This window comes from Silvibacterium sp. (assembly GCF_047605705.1).
GTDB lineage: Bacteria > Acidobacteriota > Terriglobia > Terriglobales > Acidobacteriaceae > Silvibacterium.
In genome coordinates this window covers 1-12,749 of record NZ_JASGFD010000012.1, presented here as the reverse complement: position 1 = coordinate 12,749, position 12,749 = coordinate 1, and the positions used below count along the sequence as shown (strand labels likewise).

Genomic DNA, 12,749 nt, shown 5'->3' with positions numbered 1-12,749 from the left:
AGCCGCCCGTGAAGGAATTCCGGGCGGCTTTTCGTTGGGAAGGGCCAGAAGGCCTGTTTCCTTCCTCTATCTCAGGTATTGGTCGAACCAGGCCAGTGCGCGCTCGAGGACGTCGACGCGGTGCTCGGGGTTTGTAAACCCGTGGCCCTCGTCGGGGTAGACGACCAGCTGGGTGGGCACGTGCTGATCGCGCAGGGCGTGCCAGAACTCGAAGGACTGCGGAGCGGGGCATTCTCCGTCGCGGTCACCGACGACTACCAGCGTGGGCGTCTGCACGTTCTTGATGTAGTTGATCGCCGAGCTCTTCGCGTAAACCGCCGGATCGTCATAGACCGAAGCGCCGAAGAAGGGGATCATCCACTGGTCGATGGAGTTCTCGCCGTAATAGCTTTGCCAGTTCGAGAGGCCGGCCCCGGCGACGGCGGCATGGAAGCGGTGCGTCTGGGTGACGGCGAACATGGTCATGAAGCCGCCATAGCTCCAGCCAGTGATGCCGACACGCTGCGGATCGACGGGGTGGGAGGCGGCAACGGCATCCACACCGGCGACGATATCGCGGAGATCTCCATAGCCGAAGTCCTTACGGTTGGCCTGGGTGAATTTCTCGCCCTCGCCGAAGCTGCCGCGCGGATTCGGCAGCAGAACGAAGTAGCCGAGCGCGGAGAAGGGTGCCGCGCCGAAGCCGGCTCCCGGCCAGCGGGGCATATTGGCCGCCGAAGGTCCGCCGTGGACGTAAACCACGAGGCCGTACTTCTTCGCAGGATCGTAGTTGGCGGGATAGAGGAGCCATCCATCGACATGAAAGCCCTCGTTCGTCCAGGAGACCGCCTCGGATCTGCCCCATGAGGGCTTGAGGCCGTCATTCAGGTGGGTGATCTGCTTCAGATCGCCGATGCGTCCGGCCCAGACCTCCGGCGGATGCTCGAAAGAGGACTGGGTAAAGGCGATGGTGCCGTTGTCGGCGATGGAGACCTGCATCTCGAGGCTGCCGGAGCCGATGGAGGCAGGCAGGGTCAGGTTGGATTGTGTCGATTCGGTGTGGGTGTCGAGGTTCCAGACGAAGAGGTGCGACTTGGCGTTTTTGATCTCAGCGATGCCCAGCTGTTTGCCGTTGAGCCACTGGAACCAGGCTGGGCTGGCATCGCGGTCCGGGGTAAGGTCGGTGGCCTCGCCGCCAGAGGCGGGAATGCTGTAGATGTCGCCGCCGGTCGATCCCTGGTCGGACATCAGGCCGGCAATGAAGGCGATCTGTTTGCCGTCGGGCGAGAAGCGCGGCACGGCGATCTGCAGTCCGTGGATCGGACCGCTGGCGGTGGCCGGGTCGAAGACAACCTTCGGTTCGCTGCCGATGGTCTGTGTAAACAATTTCGCGACCCACCAGTTGTTTTCGCCCGGGGGCGGTGCGGCGACATAGGTGAGCTGCTTCGCATCCTCGGACCAGCTGAATTCATACACATGAAGTCCTGCAGGGGTGAGCTGGCTGAGAGCGCCGCTGGAGGCGTCGACGGCAGCGACGCGCTGGACCTCGAGACCCTCGACTCCGATCACGCCGGAAAAAGGCTTCATCGCGGCGAGAGCGCCGGAAGGCCGGGTCGCACCTTCGACATAGAGAAAAGAGAGGGATTTGCCATCCGGCGAGAAGACGAGATCCTTGGAGAAGCCATTGAGAGCGGCAAGCTGGCGAGGCGCTCCGCTGCCTGTTGAGGTGAAGATCGCGTTCTTATGGTCAGGCGTGCAGCTGGAGAAGAAGGCGAGGGTCTTCGAGTCTGGAGACCAGGCGAGGCCGGATTCCGGCCCCGGAGCATTGGCCGGGCAGGGAGTCACGACGCGGGGATGGGCCGTGTCGGCGAGAGAGGCGAGCTTGATCTGTCCATCGTTCCAGGCAATTTGCTTGCCGTCAGGCGAGAGGGCGGTTTCGCGAACGCCATGGGCCTGGGCGAGGTCGTGGAGCAGCGCCGGGATGCGCGGGTCGTGAGCGGGCGCGTTCGGCGCCTGGCAGAAGGCAGAGATCGGGGCTATGGCCAGCAGGCCGGACAGGAGAATACGGCAAGGGTTCATGGTTCGGACTTTAGCAGGCTGCTTCGCGCAGAGCGACTCTTCATCGTGCAAAGGGAAGGGGCGGGAGAGAAGGTCGTTCCTCGTTCTTCGGCTGCTCTTGTTGAATCTTTTGTTTCACTTGAACCCTCTATCCCGCGCGCGGCGTCTACTGAATGCGCGTGGGAAAGTGCGATACTCGGGACAAATCACGCAGGTAGAGAAGAGTGAATGAGTACTCCAAGCGAGTTGAATGAAGTAGTGCTGCCGCAGACCGTAGTCGGTCCGCTGACGCGGGCGGCGATTTTTCTGGTGCTTTCGATCCGCCCGGACGATGCCTCGTACGACCTGGTGCGCGGTTTCTGTGGCGGTCTTTCGAGCCTGATCCGCGCGGTGGAGTTTCGCGATGTAGAGGCAGGGCTGACCTGCGTTGCGGGCTTTGGCTCCGATGCCTGGGACCGGCTCTTCGGCGCTCCGCGTCCGGCTGAGCTGCATCCTTTCCGCGAGATCCGCTCCGGGGCGCGCCACGCGGTGGCGACGCCGGGTGACATCCTCTTTCACATTCGCGCCAAGCGCATGGACCTGTGCTTCGAATTGGCTGCGCAGATCATGGATGCGATCGGCGACGCAGTGACGGTGGCCGACGAAGTGCACGGTTTCCGCTATTTCGACGATCGCGATGTGATGGGCTTCGTCGATGGCACGGAGAATCCGCGCGGAGTCGTCGCGAAGGAGGCGGCGATTATCGGCAACGAGGATCCGGTCTTCGAAGGCGGCAGCTACGTGATCGTGCAGAAGTATATGCATGACCTGAAGGCGTGGAACACGCTGCCGACCGAAATGCAGGAGAAGATCATCGGGCGTAAAAAGCTCTCGGACATTGAGCTGAGCGATGCGGAGAAGCCCGCATACGCGCACAATGCGCTCACCAATGTCGAAGAGAACGGCGTGCAGCTGCAGATTCTGCGCGACAACATGCCGTTCGGACGGCCGGGGCACGGCGAGTTCGGAACTTATTTCATTGGCTACTGCCGCACACCGCGTGTGACCGAGAAGATGCTCGAGAACATGTTTATCGGCAATCCACCGGGAAATTACGACCGCATTCTGGACTTCAGCACGGCGGTGACGGGCGGACTGTTCTTTGTGCCGACGGGTACGTTTCTCGATAACGTGTCACCGGAGGAGCCGGCGAGTGCGGGTACCTCGACAGAGGCAGCAGAACCGGCCGAAGAGCCTCCGGCAGCCACATCGATTGCGGTTGCGCCGGCCTCGTCCGCGACGGCATCCGCAGCGACAGGGAAGGACACGTCGCTCGGGATAGGATCACTGAAGGGAGAGAAGAACGATGAATAACCTCCATCGGGAGCTGGCACCCATTTCGGATGCAGCATGGGACCAGATCGAAGAAGAGACGCGTAGAACCTTGAAGCGGTACCTGGCTGGACGTCGCGTGGTCGATGTGCCGACGCCGGGCGGAATCGCTCTGCCGGGAGTAGGAACGGGACATCTGAAGGCGATCTCGGCGCCGTCGGAGGGGATCGTCGCACGTCAGCGTGAGGTGAAGCCGGTGGTGGAGCTGCGTGTGCCCTTCGAGCTTTCGCGCCAGACCATCGATGACGTAGAGCGCGGCTCGAACGACTCCGACTGGCAACCAGCAAAGGATGCCGCGCGGAAGCTGGCATTCGCCGAGGATCGCGCGATCTTCAATGGCTATAAGGATGCCGATATTCAGGGTATCTGCGAGAGCACGAGCAATCCGATTGTGGCGCTGCCGGCCGACGTGCGGGAATATCCGGACGCGGTGGCACAGGCGCTGAGTCAGCTGCGGCTGGTGGGCGTGAATGGTCCTTATGCCGTGGTGCTGGGGGCGAAGGAATACACGGCTCTGGCCGAGACCCGCGACCACGGCTATCCCGTGCTCGAGCACGTAAAGCGGCTGGTCGACGGAGGCCTGATCTGGGCTCCGGCGATCGAAGGCGCCTTTGTGCTGACGACGCGCGGTGGCGACTTCGAGTTGAATATCGGGCAGGATGTGTCGATCGGCTACCTGAGCCATAACGCCGACTCGGTGCAGCTCTACCTGCAGGAGACCTTCGTCTTCCGCGCGCTGACAAGCGAAGCGGCCGTGGCGCTGTCTCCGTCGAAGACGGTGTAAATCGTTCAGGGTTGGATTCGAAGGCCGGGAGCCATAAGGGCTCCCGGCCTTTCTGTTTGTGCGTGGCTTAGTTTTGCCGGGCTGGGCGATGGAGGGCCGCAAAAAATAGCGAAAAGGTAGGTTGACAGTTCCTCGATGCCGGGCGGAGTATGTTGTCCGCTCTGGAAACGTTTACCTCTATGGAATGTGTCTGAGGGGCCGGACGTTTCAGGGATTTGAGGAAACCTATACCTGAATCCGTTTGGAGATGCTGTCATGACTGCAAGACGCGGTGCCCTCCTGTTGTTTGGCCGGATGTGCTGCCTGATCGCAGCGCTCGTGCTTCTCTTTCCTCTTGCTCTCCATGCCCAGCTCGACCAGGGCGCTCTCGTCGGCACCGTTACGGATCCGCAAGGGGCGGCCGTACCGCACGCCGCCGTACAGCTGCGGAACTTGGACACAAATTTCACCGTGGAGGCGGCGACTGACGATAGCGGCGTCTATGTCTTCCAGCCGCTGAAGGTGGGCCACTATGCGGTGACAGTCACGGCGCCCGGGTTTGCGACCGAGACCAAGACCGGCCTCGAGGTGCAGGTGGGCGGGCGTCTGCAGGCCAACGTCCATTTGAAGGTCGGACGGGCGACAGAGTCGATCCAGGTCAACGCCGACGATACGCCGTTGCTGCAGACGCAGGATGCCTCGACAGGGCAGAACATGACGCAGCAACAGATCAATGCCATTCCGCTCAATCAGCGCAATTACGTCTTTCTGGCACAGCTTTCGAGCGGTGTGACGAATTCGAACGGCTCACGCGGCCAGGGCAACGGCGACTTCATCGCCAACGGGCAGCGCGCCACACAGAACAACTTCATCCTCGATGGCGTGGACAACAATGCGAACTCCATCGACTTCCTCAACGGCGCAAGCTATAACGTGAAGCCGCCGCCGGATGCGCTGCAGGAGTTCAGCGTCGTGACCTCGGACTCGAGCGCGCAGTTTGGGCACTCGGCGGGTGCGGTCGTGAATGCCAGCATCAAGTCGGGCACGAATCAGTTTCACGGTGACGTGTGGGAGTACATCCGCAATAACGATCTGGGGCAGGCCTCGCCGACCGAGTGGGCTTCGGGCGTGACGACGCCGACCAGTGTGCAGCCTTACCACCAGAACCAGTTCGGGTTTACCTTCGGCGGACCGATCGTCCGAAACAAGCTCTTCGCCTTCGGCGACTATGAGGGCAATCGCATCATTGAAGACTCGCCTGCTCTGACCAGCGTGCCTACCTCGCTGATGCGCAGCGATCCGGGCAACTTCAGCGAGGAGCTGACGCCGAACCTTAACGGGCTTTCCACGCCGCGCTATATCTACGAGCCGTACAGCGATGGCGGCGCCAGCGGGACGGACTATCTCGGCAGCGCCTGCGGAAATGCGACCAACGTGATGTGTGCTTCGGAGATCAGCCCGATTGCGGAGAAGATCTTTCTTGCGGCCTATCCTTCGCCAAATACAGGAGCCGCTGGACAGACCTATAACAACTACGCCTACAGCCAGTCGACCACGGATAACACCAACCAGTTCGACATTCGCGTGGATTACAACCTGAGCGCGAAGGATCAGGTCTTCGGCCGCGTGAGCTGGTCGCATGAGGACCGGTATGTTTCGGCTCCGCTCGGGCCGGTCTTTGACGGCGGTGGAACGGATAACGACGGCTACTTCAAGAACTACGGCAAGAACGCGGTCTTCAGCTGGAATCACGTCTTCTCGCCCAATCTGGTGAACCAGGCACGCTTCTCCTATAACTGGGGGCTGTTCTCCTGGTATCAGCAGAGCTATACCAACGGCGGGCTGGATGCGCAGTACGGCTTAGGCGGACTTGCTCCCTATGAAGCGTCGAAGGGGAACGGTGGTCTGGTGCAGATTTACGACTCTGAGTTCAACGAGATCGGGCCCCCGAACTTCCAGCCTTCCCCGGAAGGGCAGAACGTCTACCAGATCATCGATGATGCTACCCGCATTCTCGGCAATCACTCGCTGAAGTTCGGCGTGGAGTTTCAGAACATCCGCTACTCGGTGTATCAGCCGACCTTCGGCACGGGCGCGTACAACTATGGCGGAACGATGACCGCGCTCTCCGGCAGCGCGACGGCTTCGGGCTTCGGCCCGGCGGATTTCTTTGCTGACGCGATGAGCTACACCTACACCTCCGATCCCACGCCGACGAATAATGGGCACTGGTATCGGGCTGCGTATCTGCAGGATGACTGGAAGGTGAGTCAGAAGCTGACGCTGGGTCTCGGCCTGCGTTATGACTTCTTCTCCGTGCCGGTGGAAAGAAACGACGCGCAGGCGGAGTTTTATCCGACAAGCGCGACGAATGCGCCGGGCGCTTCAGGTATGTATATCTTCCCGAACTCGCAGAAAGGCATCGCGCTCAGCTCGAGCTATACCTCGGCGCTGGCAGCCGACAACATCACAGTCGGATATACGGGCAATCGAGGGCTGGTGAATCCGCAGCATACGAACTTCGCGCCGCGCGTGGGCATCTCCTATGCGCCGAGCGAGCGGATTGTCTTCCGTTCCGGCTTCGGTATCTATTACGGCGGCGCGGAAAACCTTGGCAACTATGTGAATCTCGGCGCGAACTATCCCTATGACGTCGAGCAGGAGTGGTACATCACAAGCTGCACGGTTGCCAGCTGCCCGGATGACGGTATCAAGCTGGCGACGGGACCTGCCGCCGGAGCCTCGTCGCTGACGGCGCCCACGCTGACGGGCTGGGATCACAATGTGAAGACCAGCTACACGATGAACCAGAACCTGAGCGTGCAGTATGGCGTCACGCATAACACCACGGCCACGCTGAGCTACGTGGGCGCGGAATCCCGCCACCTGGCGGATGTGGTGTGGCCGGATGGATGGACGGCGCTTGAGCCGCCGGGCGTCAGCGGCATCGAAACCGAGCCCTATCCGACATTCAACGGCAACATTCATATGCTGATCTTCGGGGCGATCGGCAATTACAACTCGCTGCAGGCCAAGCTCGAGCGCCGCTTCTCGAATGGCCTGAGCTTCCTCACGTCCTATACGTGGGCGCACAGTCTCGACGATGCGCGCGAGCCGCTGCCGAGCAACAACGACGGCGGCGACCGTATGTATCCGGTCTTCGGTGTGCGCATCGACTACGGCAACTCGCCGTTCGACGTGCGCGAGAAGTTCAACCTTTCCGGCACCTACGAACTGCCTTTCGGCGTGGGGCGGAAGTATCTCAACCACCGCGGAGTCCTGGACACGTTCGCTGGCGGGTGGGATGCAACCGCGCTCTTCCGCACGCAGGATGGCTTCCCCTTCACCGTGTCATCGAACACGGCGACTGTGAATGGTGCTTCGGCGTATCCCTACCTGATCTCCGACCCATTCAAGGGTGGCGGGACTGCGCCGGCCAGCAATCCTACGATCACCTGCCCGGCCAAGGTGCGCACGCTTGCCAACTGGTACAACCCCTGCGCCTTTGCCGATCCACCGCTGGCCAGCTCGGTGACAGCGCCGATCACAGGAGCGGCGAATATCCTGCCCTATCTGGGAAGTCCGCGCTCGCAGATCTCCGGTCCGGGATGGCAGCGTGTGGATATGACGCTCACGAAGAACTTCACCACCTTCCGCGAGCAGTATCTGCAGTTCCGTGCGGATGTCTACAACCTCTTCAATACGCCGGCCTGGGGCACGCCCTCGAATACGACCACCTCGAATATCGGTGGGCAGATTACGGGGACATCCTTCCTGGGCAATTACTCTCCCGATCCTCGCTTCCTGCAGCTGGCATTGAAGTACTACTTCTGAGCCTCATCGTAAGGAACGCGTTGGGCGCCATCGAGGCGCCCAACGCTGTTTGGGGAGGGTAAGAGCATTCTTTAGAAATGAGTTCGACGGCGGGAATCGGAGTGTGCCATTAGGTTGCATCGAGCCATGCTTCCGCTATGCATATCTCAGTCGAGCCCTCGATCCTCTATTTCGGTACTCCGGTCATCCTTCTCTCCACGTGCAACGAAGATGGCACTGCAAACCTGGCTCCCATGTCTTCTGCTTGGTGGCTAGGCTGGAATTGCATGCTGGGACTCGGCGCGAAAGGGCATACGGCACAGAATCTGTTGCGGGAAAAGGAATGTGTCCTGAACCTGCCGTCGGCAAGCCTGGTGGAGCATGTGAACCGGCTGGCGCGGTTGACCGGCTCTGATCCGATTCCTCCTCACAAGGTAGCCATGGGGTACAGGCATGAAAAGAATAAGTTCGCAGTCGCTGGGCTCACTGCGGTGCCGGGGGAACTTGTAGCTCCTTCCCGTGTCGTGGAGTGCCCGGTGCAACTGGAAGCGGTGCTTGAGGCGGTTCACCCCTTCGGTACTCGACCCGACAAGCCGACCACGGCGCTGGCCTTTGAAGTGCGGATCATACGGGCGCATATCGACCCATCGATTCTCATGGAGGGGAGAGAGAATCACGTCAGTCCCGATAAGTGGAGGCCGTTGCTGATGAGCTTCTGCCAGTTCTATGGATTGGGTGAGCGGCTGACTCATTCCACGCTGGCGGAAATCCCCGAGGATGCCTATCGGCCGGTGGCCCACATGCAGCGTGAGGGCGCGTGATCTGATCCAGGTGTGTGGCTGAGGCGTCGAAATGATGCCAGAATAGCGGTGGCGACAGGGGGATCTGTGTGCGGCGGCGGGGCAGTTATCGAGGCTTCGTGGAAAAAGTGTGGGAAAGGATGATTTTTTCTGTCCCCAACCCGCGATTTTATTGACGACCCGTATTCCCGTTGCTATTCTTAAAAGGTTCCACGAGTGTGCTCGTTTTCCGTCTATGTACTGTCGGACAGCGAGTGGCTCAGGTAGTAACCGTCACAGAAGCGCTGGCAGCAAGTGGATCTCCGGCGCGGAATTTCTGTGAAGCCCCTGCCGGGGTACGAACGTAGGGCAGGGGTTGATCGCAGCACGGATCGCATGGATGCCTTCGACACCCGTCACCTTGGCGGGCTATGGGGGCCGGAATCAGCGAAACGGAGTCGGCCAGTTGGATAAGCCCGCAGAGTATAGCGGGGCTTCAATGCTGCGCTCGGCCACCGTCGGGATTCTTGTCAGGGATTGAAGGCTGGGATAGGGATAGGCGGGCGCAGTTGGCGGCTCCCGTGGACCGGATGTGCGAGAGCTCCTGCGTGGCAGGGGGTTCCGGTCGGGCCGCTGGGTGGTGTCTGGAATTTGGTTTTGGAAGTACTACATCGGTTTGGATTTGTAAGGAGTCTGGATTGCCTACATTCAGTCAGCTGGTAAGAAAGGGCCGTACGGCCCCGCGGTACAAGACGGCATCGCCTGCGCTGCAGGGTTCGCCGCAGCGTCGTGGAGTCTGCACGCGCGTATACACGCAGACCCCCAAGAAGCCGAACTCGGCACTGCGCAAGGTCGCTCGTGTGCGCCTGACGAACGGCATCGAGGTTACGTCGTACATCCCCGGTGAGGGCCACAACCTGCAGGAGCACTCGATTGTGCTCATCCGCGGCGGCCGTGTGAAGGATCTGCCGGGTGTTCGTTATCACATCGTCCGCGGCACGCTCGACTCGGTCGGCGTGGTCAAGCGTACGCAGAGCCGTTCGAAGTATGGTGCGAAGCGCGCCAAGGCTGGCGCTCCGGCCGCAGGCGGCAAGAAGAAGTAGGGCTGACCGCCCGAACGATAGCGCCTCTGGCGCGGTTCGGGCGGATCACTCCCGTTGGTCGTGATCGGCAGGCGGGTCAAGCGAAACAAGTTTAGTTTCAGAGAGAGATTGAAGATTTATGCCTAGAAAAGGTCATATCGCCAAGCGTGAGGTCGCTGCCGACCCGGTTTACAACTCGACGCTCGTGACGAAGTTTGTCAACTCGATGATGTGGGGCGGCAAGAAGTCGACCGCGCAGACGATCTTCTATACCGCGATGACGAACCTGGAAGCCAAGGGCGGCGCGGATGCGCTCACGCTCTTCAAGAAGGCCGTCGAAAACTGCAAGCCGCTGCTCGAGGTCAAGACTCGTCGCGTCGGCGGCGCCAACTACCAGGTGCCGATCGAGGTGAATCCCGAGCGCCGCACCTCGCTGGCGATCCGCTGGCTGGTTGGCTACGGCCGCGCCCGCGGTGAAAAGGGCATGATCGATAAGCTCTCGGCTGAGCTGCTGGATGCGGCGAATGGCCGTGGCGCTGCGATGAAGAAGAAGGAAGACGTTCATCGCATGGCCGAAGCCAACAAGGCGTTCGCTCACTATCGCTGGTAAGCACTGAGCTGTACAGGCTGTAAAAGTTAACAGCGGGCCGGAAGGCCCGCGAAGGGATTGGAAATACCGTGGCTCGCCAAGTACCTCTTACTCGTTGCCGGAATATCGGAATCATGGCGCATATCGACGCCGGAAAGACGACGACGACCGAGCGCATCCTTTTCTATACGGGCATCACGCACCGCATTGGCGAAGTGCATGAAGGCACGGCGACCATGGATTACATGGAGCAGGAGCAGGAGCGTGGCATCACCATCACCTCCGCTGCTACGACCTGTAACTGGAAGGGCATCCGTATCAACATCATCGACACCCCGGGCCACGTGGACTTCACGGCCGAGGTGGAGCGCTCGCTGCGCGTTCTCGACGGCGCTGTCGCTCTGTTCGACTCGGTGTCGGGCGTTCAGCCCCAGACGGAGACGGTGTGGCGTCAGGGTGATAAGTACAAGGTTCCCCGTATCTGCTTTGTGAACAAGATGGACAAGGCCGGCGCGGACTTTGAGCACGTGATCGATACCATCCGCAAGCGCCTGGGTGCGCGCACGGTGGCGATCCAGATCCCGATCGGTGCCGAGGCCAAGTTTGCCGGAGTCATCGATCTGATCGAGATGCGCGCCATTCTGTGGCATGACGAAACGATGGGCGCGGAATACTCGGTCGAAGAGATTCCTGCCGACCTGCTCAAGAAGGCCGAAGCCTTCCGGATGCAGCTGATCGAGACCGTCGCCGAGAATGACGACGACATGATGCACAAGTACCTTGAGGGCGAGACCCCGACGGTCGAAGAGCTGAAGAAGGCTCTGCGCAAGGCGACCATCAACATGCACGTCTTCCCGGTCATGTGCGGTACGGCCTTCAAGAACAAGGGTGTCCAGACGCTGCTCGACGCGGTTGTCGACTACCTGCCGAGCCCGCTCGATCTGCCTGCGGTCGAAGGTATCGACCCCTCGGACGAGACCACGGTTCTGACCCGCGAGACCTCGGACGATGCTCCGATGTCGGCCCTGGCGTTCAAGCTGATCAACGATCCGTTCGGCAAGCTGAGCTTCATCCGCGTGTACTCGGGTGTGCTTAAGACCGGCGACACGATCCTGAATCCGCGCACCAACAAGACGGAGCGCGTCGGCCGCCTGGTGAAGATGCACGCCAACAAGCGTGAAGACATCACCGAGATCATGGCCGGCGACATCTGCGCCGTGGTGGGCCTCAAGGACATCAAGACCGGCGACACGCTCTGCAATCCGCAGCATCCGGTGGCGCTCTCGGCGATCACCTTCCCTGAGCCGGTTATCTCGGTCGCCATCGAGCCGAAGACCAAGGGCGATCAGGAAAAGATGGGCATGGCCCTGTCGAAGCTCTCCGACGAGGATCCTACCTTTAAGGTGCGCACCGACCAGGAGTCCGGCCAGACCATCATCAGCGGTATGGGCGAACTGCACCTCGAAATCCTTGTCGACCGCATGAAGCGCGAGCACAAGGTCGAGGCAAACGTGGGCGAACCCCGCGTGGCCTTCCGCGAGACGATCCGCAAGACCTCGGAAGCCGAAGGCAAGTTCATTCGTCAGACCGGTGGTTCGGGTAACTACGGTCACGTCAAGATCCGCCTCGAGCCGAACGAGCCTGGCAAGGGCTTCGAGTTCATCGACGCGATCAAGGGCGGCGTGGTTCCGAAGGAATACATCAAGCCGACCGAGCAGGGTATCCGCGAAGCTCTTCTGAACGGCGTTCTCGCCGGCTATGAGCTGGTCGACTTCAAGGCGACCCTCTTCGACGGCAGCTACCATGACGTCGACTCGAACGAAATGGCCTTCAAGATCGCCGGTTCGATGGCGTTCAAGGAAGCCGCGAAGAAGGCCAGCCCGGTTCTGCTCGAGCCTGTGATGGCGGTCGAAGTGACCGTGCCCGAAGAACACATGGGCACCATCATCGGCGACATCAACTCCCGCCGTGGCCGTATCGAAGGCATGGAGCATGTCGGCGGTTCGCAGGTTATCAAGGCGATCGTGCCGCTCAAGGAGATGTTCGGATACGTGAACGATATCCGCTCGTCGACGCAGGGCCGCGCTTCGTACTCGATGCAGTTTGCCCGCTACGAAGAAGCGCCGCGCATGATCTCCGAAGAGATCATCGCCCGCAACCAGGGCAAGTAAAGAAATTTCAGAGATAGCGGGCCTGCCCGGCCGGAGACACAAGGCTGGGGCGGGCCCGAATGAATAACGGAAGCTCGAGAAGGGAATAGGGAAATGGCGAAGGAAAAATTTGACCGGTCGAAGCCGCACGTGAACGTGGGAACG

General features: G+C 60.8%; 8 protein-coding genes. 7 read left to right on the top strand and 1 reads right to left on the bottom strand.

What is annotated here, in order from left to right; all coding sequences use genetic code 11:
- Positions 1-66 precede the first annotated feature (66 nt).
- Positions 67-2,058: a prolyl oligopeptidase family serine peptidase gene (locus QM649_RS06195; protein WP_415198148.1), complete on the bottom strand. Its 1,992-nt coding sequence runs from the start codon at positions 2,056-2,058 to the stop codon at positions 67-69.
- A 207-nt stretch (positions 2,059-2,265) separates the two neighbouring features.
- Here QM649_RS06195 and QM649_RS06190 point away from each other — a divergent pair, with 207 nt between their 5' ends.
- From QM649_RS06190 to fusA, 7 genes are all read left to right on the top strand, one after another.
- Positions 2,266-3,390 carry a Dyp-type peroxidase gene (locus QM649_RS06190; protein WP_415198147.1) on the top strand — a complete coding sequence of 375 codons (1,125 nt, stop codon included), beginning with the start codon at positions 2,266-2,268 and terminating at the stop codon, positions 3,388-3,390.
- The gene (locus tag QM649_RS06185; RefSeq protein ID WP_415198146.1) at positions 3,383-4,192 is read left to right on the top strand and encodes a family 1 encapsulin nanocompartment shell protein; all 810 of its coding nucleotides are present in this window, start codon (positions 3,383-3,385) and stop codon (positions 4,190-4,192) included. Before QM649_RS06190 ends, QM649_RS06185 begins: the two co-directional genes overlap by 8 nt.
- Positions 4,193-4,447: 255 nt before the next feature.
- Positions 4,448-8,005, top strand: a complete 3,558-nt coding sequence (locus tag QM649_RS06180; RefSeq protein WP_415198145.1) for a carboxypeptidase regulatory-like domain-containing protein — start codon at positions 4,448-4,450, stop codon at positions 8,003-8,005.
- A gap of 137 nt (positions 8,006-8,142) precedes the next feature.
- Positions 8,143-8,805 carry a flavin reductase family protein gene (locus QM649_RS06175; protein WP_415198144.1) on the top strand — a complete coding sequence of 221 codons (663 nt, stop codon included), beginning with the start codon at positions 8,143-8,145 and terminating at the stop codon, positions 8,803-8,805.
- Positions 8,806-9,461: 656 nt separating this feature from the next.
- Positions 9,462-9,866: a 30S ribosomal protein S12 gene (rpsL, locus tag QM649_RS06170; protein WP_050059842.1), complete on the top strand. Its 405-nt coding sequence runs from the start codon at positions 9,462-9,464 to the stop codon at positions 9,864-9,866.
- Positions 9,867-9,984: 118 nt separating this feature from the next.
- Positions 9,985-10,455, top strand: coding sequence for a 30S ribosomal protein S7 (gene rpsG, locus QM649_RS06165; protein ID WP_129209776.1), 471 nt, complete (start codon positions 9,985-9,987; stop codon positions 10,453-10,455).
- Between the two features lie 68 nt (positions 10,456-10,523).
- A complete protein-coding gene (gene fusA, locus QM649_RS06160) occupies positions 10,524-12,605 on the top strand; it encodes an elongation factor G (RefSeq protein ID WP_415198143.1) in 2,082 nt (693 codons plus the stop codon).
- The last annotated feature ends 144 nt before the right edge of the window (positions 12,606-12,749 follow it).